Consider the following 19,743-nt stretch of genomic DNA (forward strand, 5'->3'; position numbering starts at 1 on the left):
GGGCCACAAGCACGCTTTCGGCCCCTAGACGCCGGAGGGCACCCGCAGGTCGACCACCAGGGGGAGGTGGTCCGACGCGCCGGCCGCGTCGAGCACCCGCGCGCTCGCCACGGTCACCCCGGCCGAGACCCACGCCTGGTCGATGCGGCGGTGCGGCCCGCGCGCCGGGTGGGTGTGCCCCTCGTTGCGCTGCCAGAAGCGCCAGCCCGCCTGGTCCCCGCGGTCCTCGGCGAGCTCCCACGCGTCGGTGAACCGCGCGCGCAGGGGGTCGAGCTCCGGCGCGTCCGGCCGGGCGTTTAAGTCACCCACCAGGACGCCGGCCGCCATGCCCTCGGTGTGCAGGGCGGTCAGCGCCGCCACCTGGGCCCGCCGCTCGTCGGCCGACCGGGTGGTGAGGTGCGTGGCGGTGACCCACAGCGTGCCGCCGTCGAGCTCGAGCATGGTCCGCAGTGCGCTGCGCGGCTCGCCGGTGCCGGGCAGCCGGTGGACGTCGCTGACCAGGATCGGCAGCCGGGAGAGCAGCGCGTTGCCGTACTGCCGCCGGTCGCGGTCGCCCGGATGCGGCTGGTCGATCGCCGGACCCCAGGCCAGCTGCATGTCCAGTGCCCGCGACAGCAGCAGCGCCTGGTCGACGTCCTCGCTGCGCTCGCCGAAGTACCTGTCCACCTCCTGCAGGCAGATGACGTCGGCGTCCGCCGCGGCCAGCACCTTCGCCAGCCGCGGCAGGTCGTGCCGGCTGTCCTCGCCGACCCCGTGGTGGGTGTTGAGGCTGGCCAGCCGGACCGGGATCGGCGGCTGGTCGGGGCCCGGGGCGGGCCGTGCTCCGTGCGCACCGGTCATGGCGTCCAGCCTGTCACCGCTGGGACAGGGGGCTGTCGAGCACCTGCCGCAGGGTGTCGTCGCCGTTCTCGGCCACCGACAGCAGGAAGCGTGCCCCCCGGCCGTCCAGCACCAGCTCGCCGATCTGGTTGCCGAAGAACGGGCCGGCCTGCTTCTCCCACTCCAGCCGGGTGGGCTCCGCCTTGGCCAGCCGCGCCAGGAGCTCGGTGAACCGGCGGGCCGCCCGGCTCCAGCCGAGTTTGAAGCCCAGCCGGATGGGGTGCGGCGCCTGGTTGTGCAGCGGGGAGACGGTGAGCTGGTGGACCCGGCTCTCGAGCCCGCCGGGGCGCACCAGTTCGGCGGCGTAGGCGTGGTGGACGTCGCCGGACAGGACCAGCGCGGTGGCCGGGGCGCGGCCGTGCTCGCCACGGGCGACGGCGGTGAGCGCCGCGCCCAGCCGTTCGAAGCTGTGCCCGAACGCCGCCCAGTGCTCGAGGTCGACGGCCTGCCGGATGCGCTCGGCCAGCCGCCCCCGCCAGCGGCCGTGGTGGCGCACGTTGAGCGTCTCGTTCCAGCGCTCGAGCTCGTGGATGGCGTGCGGTAGCAGCCAGGGCAGCGACGTGCCGACGATCAGGTGCTCCACGCCCTCGTCCACCGCGCGCCGCATCGCGGCCTCGACCCAGTCGAACTCCTCCTCGTCGAGCATCCGGCGGTGCTGCTCCTCGAGGACGCGGCCGGCCCGGCTGTCGACCATGATCAGCCGCGCCTCGCCCCAGTGGCGGACGAAGCTCCACCTGAACGTCGCCGGCTCGGCGTCGGCGAGCTCGGCCATCTCGCGCAGCATCGGCCCGGCATCCGCCGCGGGGTCCGCCGCGCTCATGCGCTGGATGGCTCGCCACGGCTCGTTCTCCGCCAGCTCCTGGGGGCTGAGGTTGCCCAGGTGCTGGTAGACCCAGTAGCTGACCAGCCCGCCGATGATCCGCCCCTGCCACCAGGGCTCCCGCGCCATGGTGGCCCGCCAGGCGGCCGAGGTGTTCCAGTCGTCGATCATCTCGTGGTCGTCGAAGATCATCGACGACGGGATCGTCGAGAGCAGCCAGCGGACCTGCGGGTCGCGCCAGGACTCGTGGTACAGCCGGGTGTACTCCTCGAAGTCCACGACCTGGTCGTCCGGCCGGTGCCCCGCGCGGCGGTGCAGCCGCGACTTCGTGTGCTCCGACAGCTCGTCGGCGTAGACCTGGTCGCCCAGCAGCACCAGCGCATCGGGCCAGCGGTCCTCGGGCAGCGCGGCGAGCTGCTGGGCGTAGAGGTCCAGGGCGTCGGGCGGGATGCCCTCGTCTTCCTCGACTGTGCGCGGGCTGGCGTAGCGGCAGGAGCCGAAGGCGAGCCGGAACGGGCCGGGGCGGCCCGGCGTCCGGATGCGGCTGGGCGGGAAGCCGGAGTTCTCCGGCGGCCACACCCGGCCGCCGTCCAGGTGGACCTCGTAGGGCGTCGTGCTGCCGGGCTCCAGGCCCTCGACGACGACCAGGGCGTAGTGGTGGCCGGCCACGGAGAACGTCCGCGCCCGCCGGCCCAGGACCGTCACCTCGCACGGCCGGTCGGTCTCGACCCAGATCGTCGCCGAGACGGGGTCCACGTGTCGCAGCAGCGGGCCGACCAGGAGTGCCGGTGCGGTCGTCTCGGCGGGGTCCATGGGTGCAGCCTGGCCTACCCACCTGTGAGCGCGGTCCCTGGGAGACTCGCGGGCATGGAATTCGTGCTGATCGCGATCGCGATCCTCGTCGTCGCGCTCGTCGCCGGGGTCGGCCTGCTCGTCGGCCGGGGACGACGGACCACCCGCCTCGACGACGACGCCGCCACCGGCACGACGCTCACCCGGCCCCGGCCGCCGCAGGCCCCGCCGGCGCCGACCGCACCGCCGGCCGACCAGCCCGACGCGGTGGTGGCCGATGCGCCGCCCTCGGTGGAGCTGCCGCCGGCCGAGCCGGAACCGGGGCTGGTCTTCGAGACGCCGCCCCCGTCGGCCGGCCGTCTCGTGCGGCTGCGCTCCCGGCTGGCGCGCTCGCAGTCCTCGCTCGGCCGCGGCCTGCTCACGGTGCTCGCGCGGGAGAAGCTGACCGAGGACGACTGGGAGGAGATCGAGGAGACCCTGCTGGCCGCCGACGTGGGCATCGCCGCCACCACCCAGATCGTGGAGCGGCTGCGCACCCAGTCGATGGTGCTGGCGACCGCCTCGGGGACGGAGCTGCGCGAGCTGCTCGTGGACCAGCTGACCGCCGTCCTGGGGCCGGACCTGGACCGCACCCTGGGCACCGACCGGCGCGAGGGCCGACCCGGTGTGGTGCTCGTCGTCGGCGTCAACGGCGCGGGCAAGACGACGACCGTCGGCAAGCTCGCCCGGGTGCTGGTGGGCGACGGCAAGAGCGTGGTGCTGGGGGCGGCCGACACGTTCCGCGCCGCCGCCGCCGACCAGCTGGAGACGTGGGGTGAGCGGGTCGGCGTCCTGACGGTGCGCGGCAAGGAGGGCGGCGACCCGGCGTCGGTGGCCTTCGAGGCGGTGCGCACCGGCATGGAGGGCGAGGTCGACACCGTCGTCGTCGACACCGCCGGCCGGCTGCACACCAAGGCGGGGCTCATGGACGAGCTGGGCAAGGTCAAGCGGGTCGTGGAGAAGCAGGCGCCGGTCACCGAGGTGCTGCTCGTGCTCGACGCGACGACGGGGCAGAACGGTGTCGTCCAGGCGCGCGTGTTCACCGAGGCGGTGACCGTCACCGGGGTGGTGCTGACCAAGCTCGACGGCACCGCGAAGGGCGGCATCGTCGTGCGCGTGCAGCAGGAGCTCGGCATCCCGGTGAAGCTGATCGGGCTCGGCGAGGGGGCCGACGACCTCGCCCCGTTCGAGCCGCGCGCCTTCGCCGAGGGACTGGTCGGCGACGCCTGACCCGCAACACGGCGGAAACACGGGGGCGGGTGGGGCGGCGCGAATTCACCATCGCGAAACGTCGCCGCGCCACCTGGGGAAACACGGCGCCGACACGGTGATCGCGACGTCGCAGCTCACCCGAGCGCGGCGGAGCCCACCGATCCGGCCCCCGTGCCGACGACCCCCCGGGAGGTTGCCGTGGTCAACACCGGCGACACCGCCTGGATCCTCACCAGCGCCGCTCTCGTGCTGCTGATGACCCCAGGCCTGGCACTCTTCTACGGCGGCATGGTCCGTGCGAAGAGCGTGCTCAACATGATGATGATGAGCTTCGGCGCGCTGGCGCTCATCAGCGTGCTCTGGGTGCTGTACGGCTACTCGATGGCGTTCGGCGACGACGTCGGAGGCGGCCTGCTGGGCGACCCGCTCGAGTTCTTCGGGCTCGCCGGCCTGATGGAGGACACCACCGGTGAGGCCGGCGGGATGCCGGTCATGGCCTTCGTCGGCTTCCAGGCGGTGTTCGCCATCCTCACCGTCGCGCTCATCTCCGGTGCGATCGCCGACCGGGCGAAGTTCGGCTCCTGGATGGTCTTCGCCGGCGTGTGGGCGACGATCGTCTACTTCCCGGTGGCGCACTGGGTGTTTGCCTTCGACGGCGACGACGTCGTCGGCGGCTGGATCGCCAACCAGCTCGAGGCGATCGACTTCGCCGGCGGCACCGCGGTGCACATCAACGCCGGTGCGGCGGGCCTGGCTCTCGCGCTGGTCCTGGGCACGCGACGCGGCTTCGGCCGCGAGGCGATGCGCCCGCACAACCTGCCGCTGGTCATGATCGGCGCCGGGCTGCTCTGGTTCGGCTGGTTCGGGTTCAACGCCGGCTCCGCGCTGGCCGCCGACAACACCGCCGCGGTGGTCTGGGTGAACACCCTCGTCGCCACCGGCGCGGCGATCCTCGGCTGGCTGCTCGTGGAGAGGATCCGCGACGGTCACTCCACCTCGCTGGGGGCCGCCTCGGGCGTCGTCGCCGGCCTGGTGGCCATCACGCCGGCCTGCTCCTCGCTCTCGCCGGTCGGCTCGATCGTCGTGGGCGCCGTCGCCGGTGTCCTGTGCGCCCTCGCCGTCGGGCTCAAGTACCGCTTCGGCTACGACGACTCCCTCGACGTCGTCGGCGTCCACCTCGTGGGCGGCCTGTGGGGCACCGTCGCCGTCGGCCTGCTCGCGGACCCCGACGCGCCGGCGGGCGCGGAGAGCCTCGTGTTCGGCGGCAGCGCCGACCTGCTCTGGCGCCAGGTGGTCGGCGCCGCGGCGGTGCTGGCCTTCTCCTTCGCTGTGACGTGGGTCATCGGGACCGTCATCCAGAAGACCATCGGATTCCGCATCGGCGAAGATGAGGAGATCACCGGCATCGACACCGTCGTGCACGCGGAGTCCGGCTACGACCTCGCCTCGCTCGGCAGCGGCGCCACCGCCCCATCGACCGGCCAGGCGCGTGCCACATCCACCGAGGGCACGGCCCGCAGCACCGAGAGGACCATGGCATGAAGCTCGTCACCGCGATCGTCAAGCCGTTCAAGCTCGACGACGTCAAGAACGCCCTCGAGCTGATCGGCATCGCCGGGCTCACCGTGAGCGAGGTGCAGGGCTTCGGCCGGCAGCGCGGGCACACCGAGGTCTACCGCGGCGCGGAGTACCAGGTGGACTTCGTGCCCAAGGTCCGCATCGAGGTCGTGGTCAGCGAGCTCGACGCCGCCCGGGTCGTCGACGCCGTCGTGGAGGCCGCCTCCACCGGTCAGATCGGCGACGGCAAGGTCTGGGTCACGACGATCGACGAGATCGTCCGCGTCCGCACCGGTGAGCGTGGCGACGACGCCGTCTGAGGTGCTCGACGTCACCTCGCTGCCCGGCCTGACCCGCGCCGAGCGGGTGCGGGCGATGGACGCCTGGCTGGGCAGCCTGTTCGACACCGCCGTGGCCGGGGCACCTCCGCCCCGGCCACGGCGGTCGGGCTCGCCGGCGCGGACCGGCGCCGAGGGGCTGGCGCTGGTCGCGGTCGGCAGCCTCGGCCGGCGGGAGCTGCCCCCGTTCGGTGACCTCGACCTCGTGCTGGTGCACGAGAAGCGCCCCGAGATCGCCGCGGTCGCCGATGCGCTCTGGTACCCGCTGTGGGACGCCGGCCTGCGTCTGGACCACTCCGTCCGCACCGTCGAGGAGGCGGCGGGGGTCGCCTCCTCGGACGTCCGGGCGGGGTTGAGCCTGCTCGACGCGCGGTTCGTGGCGGGGGACGCCGAGCTCGCCGGCCGGCTGCGCGCCGCCACCCTGAGCAGCTGGCGGCAGTCGGCCGGGCGGCTCCTGCCGGAGCTGCGCGACCTGCGCCGGGACCGCGCCCGGCAGGTCGGGGAGCTGGCGTTCCTGCTCGAGCCGGACCTCAAGGAGGCCTACGGCGGGCTGCGCGAGGGGCAGGTGCTGCGGGCGCTCGCGGCGGCCCAGCTCGCCGACGAACCCACCGCGGACGTGGAGGCCGCCTACACGCTGCTGCTGGACGTGCGGGACGAGCTGCGCCGGCGGACCGGCCGCGCCGGTGACGTGCTGGTCCGCCAGGAGCAGGGACCCGTCGCCGAGGCGCTCGGCCTCGCCGGAGAGGACGCGCTGCTGCGGGAGGTCAGCCTCGCCGGCCGCCGGCTTGCCTTCGTCGCGGACGCGACGTGGCGGCGGGTGGAGGGCACGCTGGTGCGCCGGCCGCGGACGCGCTACCGGCGGACGCCGCGGGAACCGCTCGCCGACGGCGTCGTCCGGCAGGGCGACGCCGTCGTGCTGGCCCGCGACGCCCGTCCGGCCGCCGACAGCGGTCTGCTGCTGCGCGCCGCGGCGGCCGCCGCCCGCGCGGGGCTGCTGCTGTCGCCCTACACGCTCAAGGTCCTGGCCGTGCACACCCCGCCGGTGCCCGAGCCGTGGCCGCCGGAGGTGCGCTGGTCGTTCCTGCGGCTGCTGGCCGGAGGGCGCGCCGCGGTCCCCGTCCTCGAGCAGCTGGACCAGGAGGGCCTGCTGTCCCGGCTCGTCCCCGAGTGGGACCGGGTCCGCTCCCTGCCGCAGCGGCACCCGTGGCACCGCTTCACCGTCGACCGGCACCTCGTGGAGGCGGCGGCGGTCGCAGCGGAGCTGACCCGGGACGTCGACCGACCCGACCTGCTGCTGGTGGGCGCGCTGCTGCACGACATCGGCAAGGGATGGCCCGGCGACCACAGCGAGGTGGGGGAGCCGATCGCCGCGGCCATCGCCACCCGCATGGGCTTCGCCGAGGCCGACGTCGCGGTGATCGCCACGCTCGTCCGCCACCACCTGCTGCTCCCGGCCACGGCCACGCGGCGCGACATCGACGATCCCGCGACGGTCGACCGGGTCGCCGAGACGATCGGCGGCGACGTCGCGGTGCTGCACCTGCTGCACGCCCTCGCCCGCGCCGACGGCGCGGCGACCAGCGCCTCGGCCTGGTCGCCGTGGAAGGCGCACCTGGTGGCCGCGCTGGTCGCCCGCGTCCAGGCCAGGCTCGACGGCGCGCCCCCCGCCGTCGACACCACGCCGGTCCTGGATCCGGTGACCCCGCAGGTCGCCGCCGTCGTCCCCGGCGGGACCGGGGCGGCCGGCCTGGTCACCGTGGGCATCGAGGACGTGGCCGACGGGCAGCAGGTGACCATCGGGGCGCCCGACCGCCCCGGCCTGCTCAGCACCTGCGCCGGGGTCCTCGCGCTCAACCAGCTCGACGTGCGAGCGGCGAAGATCACCGTCGAGAGCGCCCACGCGGTCAGCGTGTTCGCCGTCCGTCCCCGCTTCGGCCGGGCGCCGGTGCCGGAGATCCTGGCCGACGGCGTGCGCGCGGCCCTGGACGGCACCCTGCCCCTGGCCGACCGGCTCCGGCAGCGCGAGGTCGACTACCACCAGGACGGCGGGCGCACGGCGCCGCCGCGGATCTCCTGGCACAACAGCGAGGTGAGCGGAGCCGCCACGGGCATCGTGGAGGTGCGCGCCGCGGACCGCGCCGGGCTGCTCTACCGGCTCACGGCCGCGATCGCCGGCGAGGGGCTCGACGTGACCTCGGCGCGCATCGAGACCCTTGGCGGGGACGCGGTGGACTCCTTCTACGTGGCCAACCCCTCGGGGGAGCCGGTCGGCGCCGAGCAGCGCAACCGGGTGGACGCGGCTCTCGTGGCCGCGATGCGGAACCCGGCCGACACGCCGACGGCGCATCCGTGAACCTGTCGGTGCCTCGTGCGACGGTCGGGACCGAGCGGGACGGAACGGTCCCACCGGGGGAAGGACGAGGCGTGGACAGCCAGCTCTGGCACTGCTCCGACTGCGGGGACGAGCGCGCGTTCGTGCAGCCGGAGTGCAGCGACGACCACACCGGCGACGGCGGATCCTGCCCGGAGTGGGCCTGCGTCGACTGCGGCGCCGCCCTGGTCTCCGGCGTCCTGGTCGTCGCCGCCGAGGAATCGGGGCTGCGGCGCGCCGCGTAGGCCGCCGATACCCTCGGGGGCGGACGGCGCGACGTGTCTCGCGCCCGTGACTGCTGAGGACGTGCTGTGTTCGAGACCCTCTCCGACCGCCTGGACAAGGTCTTCACCGGCCTGCGGGGCAAGGGCCGGCTGACCGACGCCGACATCGACGCCACCGCGCGCGAGATCCGGATCGCGCTGCTGGAGGCCGACGTCGCGCTGCCGGTGGTGCGGGAGTTCATCGCCCGCGTGAAGGAGCGCGCCCGCGGCGCCGACGTCTCGCAGGCGCTCAACCCGGCGCAGCAGGTCATCAAGATCGTCAACGAGGAGCTCATCGAGATCCTCGGGGGCGAGACCCGCCGCATCCGGCTGGCCAAGCAGTCCCCGACGGTGATCATGCTGGCCGGTCTGCAGGGTGCCGGTAAGACGACGCTGGCCGGCAAGCTCGGCCGCTGGCTCAAGGGGCAGGGCCACACGCCGCTGCTGGTGGCGGCCGACCTGCAGCGCCCGAACGCGGTCAACCAGCTGTCGGTCGTCGCCGGCCAGGCCGGGGTGGACGTTTTCGCGCCGGAGCCCGGCAACGGCGTCGGCGACCCGGTGCAGGTCGCCCGCGACTCGATCGACCACGCCCGGCGCACCATGCACGACGTCGTCGTCGTCGACACCGCCGGGCGGCTCGGCATCGACGCCGAGCTGATGCAGCAGGCCGCGGACATCCGCGACGCCGTCCAGCCGGACGAGACGCTGTTCGTCGTCGACGCGATGATCGGTCAGGACGCCGTCACCACCGCGCAGGCCTTCCAGGACGGCGTCGGCTTCTCCGGCGTCGTCCTGACCAAGCTCGACGGCGACGCCCGCGGTGGTGCCGCGCTCTCGGTGCGGCACGTGACCGGTCAGCCGATCATGTTCGCCTCGACCGGCGAGAAGCTCACCGACTTCGACGTCTTCCACCCCGAGCGCATGGCCTCGCGCATCCTCGGCATGGGTGACGTGCTCACCCTCATCGAGCAGGCCGAGAAGACCTTCGACGCCGACCAGGCCGAGAAGATGGCCGGCAAGCTCATGTCGCGGGAGGGCTTCACGCTCGAGGACTTCCTCGAGCAGATGATGGCGATCCGCAAGATGGGCCCGATCGGCAACCTTCTCGGCCTGCTCCCCGGCGCCGGCCAGATGAAGGAGCAGCTCAAGCAGATCGACGACCGCGACCTGGACCGGACCGCGGCGATCATCAGGTCGATGACCCCGCAGGAGCGGGTCAACTCCAAGATCATCAACGCCTCGCGGCGGGTGCGCATCGCCAACGGCTCCGGCGTCAGCGTCACCGACGTCAACCACCTGCTGGAGCGGTTCGCCCAGGCCCAGAAGATGATGGGCCAGATGGCCGGCAGCATGGGTCTGCCCGGCATGGGGCCGATGTCGAAGAAGGCCCGCGGGCGGCAGATGCAGGCCCAGTCCAAGAAGGGCAAGGGGAAGAAGGGCAAGGGGAAGGGCGGGCCGTCGCGCCGTCCCGTCGGTGCCCCCGGGCTGCCCCCGGGCGCGGGCAACCCCTTCGGCGGGCTGCCGGGTGGCATGCCGAACCTGCCGCCGGGTCAGGGGCTCCCGGACCTCACCAAGCTGAACTTCGACCAGTTCAAGGACGGCGACGGCCGGTGAGCCGGCCGCTGCCGCCGCTGCACCTGTCCGGTGTGGTGCTGCCCGAGGGCGAGCACCGCGACGTCTGGGTGCGCGACGGCCGCTTCACCTTCGAGCCGGTGCCGGGCGCGGAGACGGTCAGCCGCGGTGGCTGGCTGATCCCCGGCCTGGTCGACGCGCACTGCCACGTCGGCATCGCCCGCGGCGGCGGCCACGTCGACGACCTCGCGCACGCCCGCGAGCAGGCGCTGGTCGAGCGGGAGGCCGGGGTGCTGGCGCTGCGCGACTGCGGGTCGCCGGTCGACACGCGGGCGCTGGACGACGACCCGGAGCTGCCGACGATCATCCGCGCCGGCCGGCACATCGCCCGCACCCGCCGCTACATCCGCGGCCTGGGCATCGAGATCGAACCCGAGGACCTCGTCGAGCAGGTGCGGGTGCAGGCCCGGCGCGGTGACGGCTGGGTGAAGCTGGTGGGGGACTGGATCGACAGGTCGGTCGGCGACCTCGCCCCCGAGTGGCCCGCCGAGACCGTGACCGCGGCGATCGCGGCGGCGCACGCCGAAGGGGTGCGGGTCACCGCGCACACCTTCGGCACCGATGCGCTGCCCGCGCTGATCGCGGCCGGCATCGACTGCATCGAGCACGGCACCGGGCTCACCGAGGAGCTGATCGGCGAGATGGCCGCCCGTGGCACCGCCGTCGTCCCCACGCTGGTGAACGTGGAGAACTTCCCCGGCTTCGCCGCGGAGGGCGAGGAGAAGTTCCCGTCCTACGCCTCGACGATGCGGCGGCTGTACGCGAACTCGGGCGCGGTCGTCCGGGCCGCCTTCGAGGCGGGCGTGCCGGTGTTCGCGGGCACGGACGCCGGCGGCGGCATCGAGCACGGCGTCATCGCCGACGAGATCCGGGCGCTCTGCCAGGCCGGCATCCCCGCCGAGGCGGCGCTGGCGGCGGGGTCGTGGAAGGCGCGCGAGTGGCTCGGACTGCGCGGCATCGAGGAGGGCGCGGTGGCCGACGTCGTGGTCTACGACGCCGACCCGCGGGCCGACCTCGACACGCTGCAGTCACCGCGCCGCACGCTGCTCCGCGGCCGCGTCGTCGCCTGACTCGCCGATGATCAGGTTCCCTGATCATCCGGCATCCTCCCTCACGGTCGACCGCGAGGGAGGACGCGGAACCGCGAGGTAGGACGGGGCGCGGGGCGCGTCGCCGCGCAGGTCGCGCGGCCTGGGAGACTCCTGCCGTGCTCCTTCGGATGTCGACCCTGTTCCTGCGGACCCTGCGCGACGACCCGGCCGACGCCGAGGTCGCCAGCCACCGCCTGCTCGCGCGTGGCGGGTACATCCGCCGCGCCGCGCCCGGCGGGTTCACCTGGTTGCCGCTGGGCTACCGGGTGTTCCGCAACGTGGAACGCGTCATCCGCGAGGAGATGGACGCGATGGGCGCGCAGGAGGTGCACTTCCCGGCGCTGCTGCCCCGCGAGCCCTACGAGGCGACCAACCGCTGGACCGAGTACGGCCCCAACCTGTTCCGTCTGCAGGACCGCCGCGGCAACGACTTCCTGCTCGGCCCCACCCACGAGGAGATGTTCACGCTCCTGGTGAAGGACCTCTACGGCTCGTACAAGGACCTGCCGGTCGTGCTCTACCAGATCCAGACCAAGTACCGGGACGAGGCGCGGCCCCGGGCCGGCCTGTTCCGCGGCCGCGAGTTCACGATGAAGGACAGCTACTCCTTCGACGTCGACGACGCCGGGCTGGACGCCAGCTACGACCTGCACCGTGCCGCCTACGTCAGGATCTTCGACCGGCTCGGCCTGGACTACGTGATCGTCTCGGCGATGTCCGGCGCGATGGGCGGCTCCAAGAGCGAGGAGTTCCTCCACCCGACGGCGATCGGCGAGGACACCTTCGTCCGCTCGCCCGGCGGTTACGCGGCCAACGTCGAGGCGGTCACCACCGTCGTCCCCGAGGCGGTTCCGTTCGACGGGCTGCCCGAGGCGCACGTCGAGGACACCCCCGACACCCCCACGATCGAGACGCTGGTGGCGGTCGCCCAGCAGCTGTTCCCGGAGGCCGGCTACACCGCCGCCTCGACGCTGAAGAACGTCGTCGTCGGCCTCGTGCACCCCGACGGCACCCGCGAGCCCCTGGTCATCGGCGTGCCGGGGGACCGCGAGGTGGACGCCAAGCGGCTCGAGGCCCAGGTCGCCCCCGCCGAGGTCGAGCCGTTCACCGACTTCGCCGGCCACCCCGCGCTGGTGAAGGGCTACATCGGGCCGCAGGTCCTGGGCACGGAGAGCGAGTCGACGATCCGCTACCTGGTCGATCCGCGGGTGGTCCCCGGCACCCGGTGGATCACCGGGGCCAACGAGCCCGGCAAGCACGTGTTCGACCTCGTGGCCGGCCGGGACTTCACCTGGGACGGCCTCATCGAGGCCGCCGAGGTGCTGCCAGGCGACCCTGCACCCGACGGCTCGGGGCCGCTCGAGCTCGCCCGCGGCGTCGAGATGGGCCACATCTTCCAGCTCGGCCGCAAGTACGCCGAGGCGCTCGACCTCAAGGTGCTCGACGAGAACGGCAAGCTGGTCACGGTGACCATGGGCTCCTACGGTATCGGCGTCTCCCGCGCCGTCGCGGCGATCGCGGAGTCCACGCACGACGAGCTCGGGCTGGTCTGGCCGCGCGAGGTGGCGCCCGCCGACGTCCACCTGGTCGCCACGGGCAAGGACGCCGCCGTCTTCGAGACCGCCGAGGCGCTCGCCGCCGAGCTGGTCGCGGCCGGGCTCACCGTGCTCTACGACGATCGCCCGAAGGTCAGCCCCGGGGTGAAGTTCAAGGACGCCGAGCTGCTCGGCATGCCGACGATCGTCACCGTGGGCCGTGGGCTGGCCGAGGGCGTGCTGGAGCTGCGCGACCGGAAGAGCGGCGAGCGCGAGGACATCCCCGTCGACGGCGCGGCCGAGCGCGTGCTGGCCGCCGTCCGCGGCTGACCGGGGCTGGGATCAGGTTCCCTGATCCCAGCGCTACCTCCCTCACGGTGGGCGGTGGGGGAGGACGCGCTGCGGCGAGGGAGGACGACGCCGGCGGTCCTGACGACGGCGCTCGATCGCGCTTCTGGCATCATGGTCGGTCGAACATGGCGGTACGGCCCTCTCACCGTGTCCGGCCGTGTCCATCGCTCCGCCCCGGCGTAACCCCACGCGTCCGGCCGGCGAGCAACCACACAGCGTTCGAGGAGAACACCACACACCGTGGCCACCAAGATCAAGCTCATGCGCCTGGGCAAGATGCGCGCACCGTACTACCGCATCGTCGTCGCCGACGCCCGCACCAAGCGGGACGGCCGCTCGATCGAGACGATCGGCAAGTACCACCCGAAGGAGGAGCCCTCCTTCATCGAGGTGGACAGCGAGCGCGCGCAGTACTGGCTCGGCGTCGGCGCGCAGCCGACCGAGGCCGTCGCCGCCATCTTCCGGGTCACCGGTGACTGGCAGAAGTTCAAGGGCGAGGCCGCGCCGCCGCCCATGAAGGTCGCCGAGCCGAAGCCGGACAAGAAGGCCCTCTACGAGGCCGCGGTCAAGGCCGGCATGGACGAGCCGACCACCGACGCCACCACCGCCAAGAAGAAGGCGCCGGCCAAGAAGGCCGCCGCCGAGGCTCCGGCCGACGCCGCCGAGGCTCCCGCTGCCGAGGACGCGGCTCCCGAGGCTCCGGCCGCGGACGCCGCCCCGGCCGAGACGCCCGCCGAGTAAGACGTGCTCGAAGACGCGCTCGAGCACCTGGTCAAGGGCATCGTCGACCACCCCGAGGACGTCGCGGTCGACCTGCTCACCAACCGCCGCGGCAAGACCCTCGAGATCCGGGTGCACCCCGACGACCTCGGCAAGGTCATCGGCCGTGGCGGGCGTACCGCCAAGGCACTGCGCCAGGTGATGACCGGTGTCGGTGGCCGCGGCCTGCGGGTCGACGTCGTCGACACCGACGGGCGCTGAGCACCGTCCCTTGCCGGGAGACCTGCACGACACCGACACCGTGGTGGTCGGCCGCATCGGCCGGCCCCACGGTGTCCGTGGTCTGACCACCGTCGAGGTCCGCACCGACGATCCCGACGCCCGCTTCGCGCCCGGCACGGTCCTGCGTACCGACCCCGCCGGGCGCGGGCCGCTGACCGTCGTGGACAAGCGCTGGCACAGCGGCACGCTGCTCCTGCAGCTGGCCGCGCCGTCCGGCGAGGTGTACGACGCCCGCGAGACCGTCGACGCCCTGCGCAACACGCTGCTCGTCGTCCCGGTGGCCGAGCTGCCGGAGCTGGACGAGCCCGATTCCTTCTACGACCACCAGTTGGTCGGCCTGGCCGCGCGGCTGCCCGACGGCTCACCGCTCGGGGAGATCACCGCGGTCCGCCACGAGGCGCAGGACCTGCTGGTGCTCCGCCGCCCCGAGGGTGGGGAGGCGCTGATCCCGTTCGTGGCGGCGATCGTGCCGACCGTCGACCTCACCGCCGGTCACGTCGTGATCGACCCGCCCGAGGGGCTCCTGGACCTGTGAGCTTCGACGTCCAGGTCGTCACGATCTTCCCCGAGTACCTCGCGCCGCTGCGCCAGTCGCTGCTGGGCAAGGCCGCCGAACGCGGCCTGGTGAGCATCGGGGTGCACGACCTGCGGCAGTGGACCGACGACGTGCACCGCACCGTCGACGACGCGCCGTACGGCGGCGGGCCCGGCATGGTCATGAAGCCCGAACCGTGGGCGCGGGCGCTGGAGGCGGTCCGCCCGCCCGGCACCCGGCTCGTGGTGCCGACCCCGGCCGGTCGGCGGTTCACGCAGGCCATGGCCGCCGAGTGGGCCGCCGAGCCCGGGCTGGTCTTCGCCTGCGGCCGCTACGAGGGCATCGACCAGCGGGTGGCCGAGTGGGCCGCCGACGCCGGCCCCGTGTCGGAGGTGTCGATCGGCGACTACGTGCTGGCCGGCGGCGAGTCGGCCGTGCTTGTCATGGTCGAGGCGGTCACCCGGCTGCTGCCCGGCGTCGTCGGCAACCAGGAGTCGGTCGAGTTCGACTCGCACGCCGACGGGCTGCTCGAGGGCCCCTCCTACACCCGTCCGGCCTCCTGGCGCGGGCACGAGGTGCCCTCGGTCCTGCTCTCGGGGGATCACGCCGCGATCTCCCGCTGGCGGCGCGCGGAGTCGCTGCGGCGCACCGCCGAGCGTCGTCCCGACCTGCTGGCGGCCCTCCCTCCGGACGAGCTCGGCGACGCCGATCGGGCGGCGCTGGACCGGACGTGAGCCGTCCGGTCGTGCGGCCCTCCGCCCGCGTGGTGGTGCTCGACCCCGACGGGCGGATGCTGCTCTTCGGTGCCCGGTTGGCCGGCCCCGGAGGGCCGCCCGGGGCCGTGCTGTTCTGGTACCCGCCGGGCGGGGGAGTGGAGGACGGCGAGCCGCTGCGGGCGACCGCGGTGCGGGAACTGGCCGAGGAGATCGGGCTCGTCGTGGACGCGCAGCGGCTCGAGGGGCCGGTCTGGTTGCGCCGGCACCTCTCGGCCTGGGGCGAGCGCACCCTCGACAACCGGGAGACCTACTTCGTCCTGCGCGACGTCGTCCACGAGGTCGACGTGAGCGGCCAGACCGAGCTCGAGGCGTTCGCGGACCAGCCGTACCGGTGGTGGACAGCCGAGGAGATCGCCGCCAGCGGCGAGACGTTCGTGCCTCGAGAGCTGGGCGCCGTGCTGCCGCCGTTGCTGGAGGGGCCCTGGACCGGGCCGCCGCGCATCGTCGTCTGAGGATGTGGCACAGTAGAGGACTGCTGCGCACCGTCGGCCGCGTCGACGGGGAGTTCCGAGGAGGAGCCCGCAGCTCCCCGGAACGGACAGCCGGGGCGCCCCGCTGTCCGCGCCGTTGACGAGCCACTGCCAGAACTGAGGACTGCCGAGATGAACACCCTGGACGCACTCGACGCCGACTCGTTGCGCGACGACATCCCCGAGTTCCGCGCGGGTGACACCGTCAAGGTCCACGTCCGCGTGGTCGAGGGCAACCGCTCCCGCATCCAGGTCTTCCAGGGCGTCGTCATCCGTCGTCAGGGTGGCGGCATCCGCGAGACCTTCACCGTCCGCAAGGTCAGCTTCGGCGTGGGCGTCGAGCGCACCTTCCCGGTGCACACCCCCGTGGTGGAGCGGATCGAGGTCCTCGCCCGCGGTGACGTGCGGCGCGCGAAGCTCTACTACCTGCGCGAGCTGCGCGGCAAGGCCGCCAAGATCAAGGAGAAGCGCGAGACCGTCGCGCGCTGACCTGCGCTGACACAGGGCGGTCCCACGCCCCTCTGCACCTCCGGCGGGCCCCCCGCGCCGTACGCTGGCTCTCGATGAGCAGCGAACGGCCCGGGGGGCCCGCCGACGTCGTTCCCGGCGAACCCGACCCGCAGGGGTCCGGTTCCGACGCCGGCCCGCCGACGGAGCAGCAGAACGCGTCGTCGGGCCGTGCCCGCCGCCGGCGCGGCGGCGCGGCCAAGAAGGGCTCGCTGCTGCGTGAGCTGCCGGTCCTGCTCGTCGTGGCCTTCGTCCTCGCCCTCGTGGTCAAGACCTTCTTCGTGCAGGCGTTCTTCATCCCCTCCGGGTCGATGGAGCAGACCCTGCACGGCTGCCCGGGCTGCACCGGGGACCGCGTGCTGGTCAACAAGGTGCCCTACTGGTTCGGCGAGCCGGAGCCCGGCGACGTCGTCGTCTTCAAGGGCCCCGACACGTGGAACGCCGAGGTGACGGTCGAGGAGCCCGGCAACTGGTTCACCGCCGGCATGCTCTGGCTGGGTCGCACCGTCGGCGTCGCGCCGCCCAGCGAGGACGACTTCGTCAAGCGGGTCATCGCCGTCGGCGGCCAGACCGTCGAATGCTGCGACGTCGAGGGCCGGGTGACTGTCGACGGGGAGCCGCTCGACGAGCCGTACATCTTCGAGAACACGCCCATCGAGTTCCGCACGTTCGGCCCGGTCCGGGTGCCCGAGGGGCGGCTGTGGGTGATGGGCGACCACCGCTCCGCCTCGTCGGACTCGAAGGCGCACATCGGCGACGAGTACTTCGGCACGGTCGCGGTGGACGACGTGATCGGTAAAGCGGCGGTCATCGTCTGGCCGGTGAGCCGATTCGGATTCATCGTCTCGCCCGACATCCAGAGCACCCAGGCGGCAGCGGTCGGGCTCGAGACAGGAACGGCCGGTGTGCGGCCGGACCTGGTCGCGTCCTCCGCGGTGGGGCTGCTCGGTGCCGTGCCCGTGGTGGCCTGGCGACGACGTCGCCGACGGCGCCGCTGACCTCCCGCCATCCCGCCCCTCGGGCCGCTCCGTGCGCACGGAGCGGCCCGACGCCATTGCGCGCCGATTACCCGAATGGGCCGGGATGTGAGGCAGGTCGCAATTCGATTGTTACGGCTGGGATCACGACCCGCGCATTCCGCGATGAATGCATGCGCGGAAAAAATGCGAAGAAAGTGTTCAAGTATCCGTTTCACCCTTCCGATGGAGGTGGTGCAAGCAATTCGGAGTCGAAACGGAGTCAGTTGTGTCTGCACCCATGGCGAGCAATGCCCGCGGGGTCACCCGCGTGCTCCTCCTCGCCGACTCGCCCGTCCTGCGTCGCGGCCTGGTCAGCATGATCAACGAGACCGCGGGCATGCAGGCGGTCGGTACGCCCGGCGAGCTGCGTCGTGCTCTCACGCTGGTCGAGTCGGCCCGTCCGGACGCCGTCGTCGTCGAGCTGGGCCAGGGCCGCGCCGCGACCCTCAACGCCTGCCGCGACCTCCGTCGCCGCTTCCCGCGCGTGGCCATCGTGGCCCTCGCCACCTCCGACGACCCGGCCGTGGTCAACGAGGCGCTGGCCACCGGCGTCCGCGGCTACCTCATGATCAACACCTCGCCGACGCTGCTCGGCTGGGCGATCCTGGCCGCTCGGGCCGGTCGGACCGTCGTCGACCCGCAGATCCGTCGGGTGGAGCCCTCCGCCACGCCGGCCGCCAAGCCGTTCACCCCCGAGGTGCCCCTGACCCGGCGCGAGCAGGACGTCCTGGACGAGCTGCTGCAGGGCCAGTCGAACCGGCAGATCGGCCGCAACCTGTTCATCAGCGAGGACACCGTCAAGAGCCACGTCAAGGCCATCCTGCGCAAGCTGGGTGCCCGCGACCGGGCGCACGCCGTCTCGCTGGTGCTCTCCTCGCGCAACCCGGTGTGCAGCTGCGGTGCCCACGGCGCGGTGCGCGCCGAGGAGCCCGTCGAGCTGTGACCCCGGGGGCGCCGACTGCCCCGTCCTCCTCCGCACGCAGGGCCGGTCCCGTTCCGGGGCCGGCCCTGCGTGCTGTCGTGCGGTGCTGGCGTGGCCGGTGCTGTCCGAGGTGCGTTGTCCGCACCCGGATCGTCAGGACGGCGTCGTAGGGTCGGTGCCCGATGGCCGCTCGACCAGTTCACTCCACCGCCGCCCCGCCGCCGCGGGCGCGCCGGGCGGTTCCCGCCGACGACGCATCCGACGCGATGTGGGTGATGGAGCGCTCCCTGCGCCGGCGGGGATTCGTCGCCGTGGCCGGTGCCGACGAGGCAGGTCGGGGCGCGTGCGCCGGTCCGCTGGTCGCCGCGGCGTGCGTGCTGCCCGCGGGCAAGCGCGGGCGGGTGCCCGGCCTGGCCGACTCGAAGCTGCTCACCGCGGCCGCTCGCGAGCGGGTGTACGCAGAGATCGTCGACCGGGCCGTGTCCTGGTCGGTGGTGGAGATCCCGGTGGAGGACCTCGACGCCCGCGGCATGCACGTGACCAACCTCGAGGCCCTGCGTCGGGCCGTGTGCGCGCTCGACCCGGAGCCGGACTACGTGCTCACCGACGGGTTCGCCGTGCCGGGGCTCGCCCGGCCGGGGCTGGCGGTGTGGAAGGGCGACCGCGTGGCCGCCTGCGTCGCCGCCGCATCGGTGCTCGCGAAGGTCACCCGGGACCGCATCATGGCCGAGCTGCACGAGCGGTGGCCGGAGTACGACTTCGCCGGCCACAAGGGCTACATCACCGACGTGCACACCGCCGCCCTGGAGCGGCACGGGCCGTGCCCGGCGCACCGCCGGCGGTTCGTGAACGTGGCGCGCGCCCGCGACCTGCACGCCGGGAGGGTCCTCCAGCTGACCGGTGGGGGCACGATGGTCGATGATGGGCCCATGCGCCCTTCGTCCTGCGAGCCCGCGACGAGCACCGAGGACCGATGAGCACCGAGGATCTCGAGAAGTACGAGACCGAGATGGAGCTGCAGCTCTATCGCGAGTACCGGGACATCGTCCGCCAGTTCACCTACGTGGTGGAGACCGAGCGGCGGTTCTACCTGGCCAACTCCGTCGACCTCCAGGTCCGCGAGGCCGGTGGCGAGGTCTACTTCGAGCTCAAGCTCTCCGACGCCTGGGTGTGGGACATGTACCGGCCCGCCCGCTTCGTCCGCAACGTGCGGGTGCTGACGTTCAAGGACGTCAACGTCGAGGAGCTCGACAAGCCCGACCTCGAGCTGCCCGACGGGCCGCGGCTGTCCTGACGGGAGCCGGCGCTACTCGTCGTAGGCCTGGACCCGCTCGATGTCGGTCACGTCGAGGACCTCGGACGCGGAGATGACGCTCACCCGGCCACCGGCCAACGGCTTGATGGTCAGCCAGCCGGTGGGGGAGAAGCGGACGAGGGCGTCGATCCCCGGCCGGCCGGCCGCCGTCGTGGTCCGCGTGCGCACCGTCGCCTGGTAGGTGTCCCGCTCGTTCACCTGGACCACCGTCTCGACGTACATGCGCGCGACGCTAACCCGAACCGCGCTCGCACACCGGGAGCTGCGTCCACAGCCCGTCGCGCCGTCCACAGACCGGTCGACGGAGCCCCGCTGCA

General features: G+C 73.4%; 21 protein-coding genes. 18 read left to right on the forward strand and 3 right to left on the reverse strand.

All coding sequences use genetic code 11. The features are described 5' to 3' along the window. Nucleotides 1-24: 24 nt before the first annotated feature. Both A6V29_RS02365 and A6V29_RS02370 read right to left on the reverse strand, forming a co-directional pair. Nucleotides 25-840: an endonuclease/exonuclease/phosphatase family protein gene (locus tag A6V29_RS02365; RefSeq protein ID WP_137158800.1), complete on the reverse strand. Its 816-nt coding sequence runs from the start codon at nt 838-840 to the stop codon at nt 25-27. A 13-nt stretch (nt 841-853) separates the two neighbouring features. Continuing rightward, nucleotides 854-2,512, reverse strand: coding sequence for an alkaline phosphatase D family protein (locus tag A6V29_RS02370; protein WP_137158801.1), 1,659 nt, complete (start codon nt 2,510-2,512; stop codon nt 854-856). Nucleotides 2,513-2,566: 54 nt separating this feature from the next. On the opposite strand from A6V29_RS02370, the gene ftsY reads away from it, so the two are divergent. The 18 genes from ftsY to A6V29_RS02460 all read left to right on the forward strand — a co-directional run bounded on the left by ftsY (nt 2,567) and on the right by A6V29_RS02460 (nt 19,405). Continuing rightward, nucleotides 2,567-3,760, forward strand: coding sequence for a signal recognition particle-docking protein FtsY (ftsY, locus tag A6V29_RS02375; RefSeq protein WP_137158802.1), 1,194 nt, complete (start codon nt 2,567-2,569; stop codon nt 3,758-3,760). A gap of 153 nt (nt 3,761-3,913) precedes the next feature. Beyond that, entirely contained in the window at nt 3,914-5,284 is a 1,371-nt protein-coding gene (locus tag A6V29_RS02380; RefSeq protein WP_249932938.1) for an ammonium transporter, read from the forward strand. Further along, nucleotides 5,281-5,619: a P-II family nitrogen regulator gene (locus A6V29_RS02385; RefSeq protein WP_104530520.1), complete on the forward strand. Its 339-nt coding sequence runs from the start codon at nt 5,281-5,283 to the stop codon at nt 5,617-5,619. The genes A6V29_RS02380 and A6V29_RS02385 overlap by 4 nt, the downstream gene beginning before the upstream one ends. Next, nucleotides 5,600-7,990 (forward strand): [protein-PII] uridylyltransferase, encoded by a 2,391-nt coding sequence (locus A6V29_RS02390; protein WP_249932939.1) that lies wholly within the window; start codon nt 5,600-5,602, stop codon nt 7,988-7,990. The genes A6V29_RS02385 and A6V29_RS02390 overlap by 20 nt, the downstream gene beginning before the upstream one ends. Before the next feature lie 71 nt (nt 7,991-8,061). Then, a complete protein-coding gene (locus tag A6V29_RS02395) occupies nt 8,062-8,253 on the forward strand; it encodes a hypothetical protein (RefSeq protein WP_137158803.1) in 192 nt (63 codons plus the stop codon). A gap of 66 nt (nt 8,254-8,319) precedes the next feature. Beyond that, nucleotides 8,320-9,885: a signal recognition particle protein gene (gene ffh / locus A6V29_RS02400; RefSeq protein ID WP_137158804.1), complete on the forward strand. Its 1,566-nt coding sequence runs from the start codon at nt 8,320-8,322 to the stop codon at nt 9,883-9,885. Beyond that, nucleotides 9,882-10,973 (forward strand): amidohydrolase family protein, encoded by a 1,092-nt coding sequence (locus A6V29_RS02405; protein ID WP_249932941.1) that lies wholly within the window; start codon nt 9,882-9,884, stop codon nt 10,971-10,973. The genes ffh and A6V29_RS02405 overlap by 4 nt, the downstream gene beginning before the upstream one ends. 137 nt (nt 10,974-11,110) lie before the next feature. Beyond that, nucleotides 11,111-12,859 carry a proline--tRNA ligase gene (locus tag A6V29_RS02410; RefSeq protein ID WP_137158805.1) on the forward strand — a complete coding sequence of 583 codons (1,749 nt, stop codon included), beginning with the start codon at nt 11,111-11,113 and terminating at the stop codon, nt 12,857-12,859. 261 nt (nt 12,860-13,120) lie between these two features. After that, nucleotides 13,121-13,621 carry a 30S ribosomal protein S16 gene (gene rpsP / locus A6V29_RS02415; protein WP_137158806.1) on the forward strand — a complete coding sequence of 167 codons (501 nt, stop codon included), beginning with the start codon at nt 13,121-13,123 and terminating at the stop codon, nt 13,619-13,621. Nucleotides 13,622-13,624: 3 nt separating this feature from the next. Then, nucleotides 13,625-13,861, forward strand: coding sequence for an RNA-binding protein (locus A6V29_RS02420; RefSeq protein ID WP_091980387.1), 237 nt, complete (start codon nt 13,625-13,627; stop codon nt 13,859-13,861). 10 nt (nt 13,862-13,871) lie between these two features. Further along, the gene (gene rimM / locus A6V29_RS02425) at nt 13,872-14,417 is read left to right on the forward strand and encodes a ribosome maturation factor RimM (RefSeq protein ID WP_212718953.1); all 546 of its coding nucleotides are present in this window, start codon (nt 13,872-13,874) and stop codon (nt 14,415-14,417) included. Continuing rightward, complete coding sequence (gene trmD / locus A6V29_RS02430; protein ID WP_137158807.1) at nt 14,414-15,151, forward strand: tRNA (guanosine(37)-N1)-methyltransferase TrmD; 738 nt, start codon at nt 14,414-14,416, stop codon at nt 15,149-15,151. The genes rimM and trmD overlap by 4 nt, the downstream gene beginning before the upstream one ends. Further along, a complete protein-coding gene (locus A6V29_RS02435; protein WP_137158808.1) occupies nt 15,148-15,645 on the forward strand; it encodes an NUDIX hydrolase in 498 nt (165 codons plus the stop codon). The genes trmD and A6V29_RS02435 overlap by 4 nt, the downstream gene beginning before the upstream one ends. Before the next feature lie 150 nt (nt 15,646-15,795). Beyond that, nucleotides 15,796-16,152: a 50S ribosomal protein L19 gene (rplS, locus tag A6V29_RS02440; RefSeq protein ID WP_137158809.1), complete on the forward strand. Its 357-nt coding sequence runs from the start codon at nt 15,796-15,798 to the stop codon at nt 16,150-16,152. 74 nt (nt 16,153-16,226) lie between these two features. Next, nucleotides 16,227-17,168, forward strand: coding sequence for a signal peptidase I (gene lepB / locus A6V29_RS02445; protein ID WP_137158810.1), 942 nt, complete (start codon nt 16,227-16,229; stop codon nt 17,166-17,168). A 247-nt stretch (nt 17,169-17,415) separates the two neighbouring features. After that, the gene (locus A6V29_RS02450; protein WP_170977657.1) at nt 17,416-18,132 is read left to right on the forward strand and encodes a LuxR C-terminal-related transcriptional regulator; all 717 of its coding nucleotides are present in this window, start codon (nt 17,416-17,418) and stop codon (nt 18,130-18,132) included. Nucleotides 18,133-18,293: 161 nt separating this feature from the next. Next, nucleotides 18,294-19,088 carry a ribonuclease HII gene (locus A6V29_RS02455; RefSeq protein ID WP_137158811.1) on the forward strand — a complete coding sequence of 265 codons (795 nt, stop codon included), beginning with the start codon at nt 18,294-18,296 and terminating at the stop codon, nt 19,086-19,088. Continuing rightward, nucleotides 19,085-19,405, forward strand: a complete 321-nt coding sequence (locus A6V29_RS02460) for a DUF2469 domain-containing protein (RefSeq protein WP_091329519.1) — start codon at nt 19,085-19,087, stop codon at nt 19,403-19,405. Before A6V29_RS02455 ends, A6V29_RS02460 begins: the two co-directional genes overlap by 4 nt. 12 nt (nt 19,406-19,417) lie before the next feature. Here the strand turns inward: A6V29_RS02460 and A6V29_RS02465 are convergent, their stop codons facing one another. Further along, on the reverse strand, nt 19,418-19,648 hold the full coding sequence (locus A6V29_RS02465) for a hypothetical protein (protein WP_137158812.1): 231 nt from the start codon (nt 19,646-19,648) through the stop codon (nt 19,418-19,420). Between the last annotated feature and the right edge of the window lie 95 nt (nt 19,649-19,743).

The sequence above is a fragment of the Blastococcus sp. CCUG 61487 genome, from assembly GCF_005222955.1.
GTDB lineage: Bacteria > Actinomycetota > Actinomycetes > Mycobacteriales > Geodermatophilaceae > Blastococcus.

Bases quoted from the DNA above. Each gene is read 5' to 3' on its own strand.
- A6V29_RS02385 (WP_104530520.1), top strand. From the start codon at position 5,281: ATGAAGCTCGTCACCGCGATCGTCAAGCCGTTCAAGCTCGACGACGTC.
- A6V29_RS02455 (WP_137158811.1), top strand. From the start codon at position 18,294: ATGGCCGCTCGACCAGTTCACTCCACCGCCGCCCCGCCGCCGCGGGCG.
- A6V29_RS02365 (WP_137158800.1), bottom strand. From the start codon at position 840: ATGACCGGTGCGCACGGAGCACGGCCCGCCCCGGGCCCCGACCAGCCG.
- rplS (WP_137158809.1), top strand. From the start codon at position 15,796: ATGAACACCCTGGACGCACTCGACGCCGACTCGTTGCGCGACGACATC.
- lepB (WP_137158810.1), top strand. From the start codon at position 16,227: ATGAGCAGCGAACGGCCCGGGGGGCCCGCCGACGTCGTTCCCGGCGAA.
- A6V29_RS02465 (WP_137158812.1), bottom strand. From the start codon at position 19,648: ATGTACGTCGAGACGGTGGTCCAGGTGAACGAGCGGGACACCTACCAG.
- ftsY (WP_137158802.1), top strand. From the start codon at position 2,567: ATGGAATTCGTGCTGATCGCGATCGCGATCCTCGTCGTCGCGCTCGTC.
- A6V29_RS02370 (WP_137158801.1), bottom strand. From the start codon at position 2,512: ATGGACCCCGCCGAGACGACCGCACCGGCACTCCTGGTCGGCCCGCTG.
- A6V29_RS02460 (WP_091329519.1), top strand. From the start codon at position 19,085: ATGAGCACCGAGGATCTCGAGAAGTACGAGACCGAGATGGAGCTGCAG.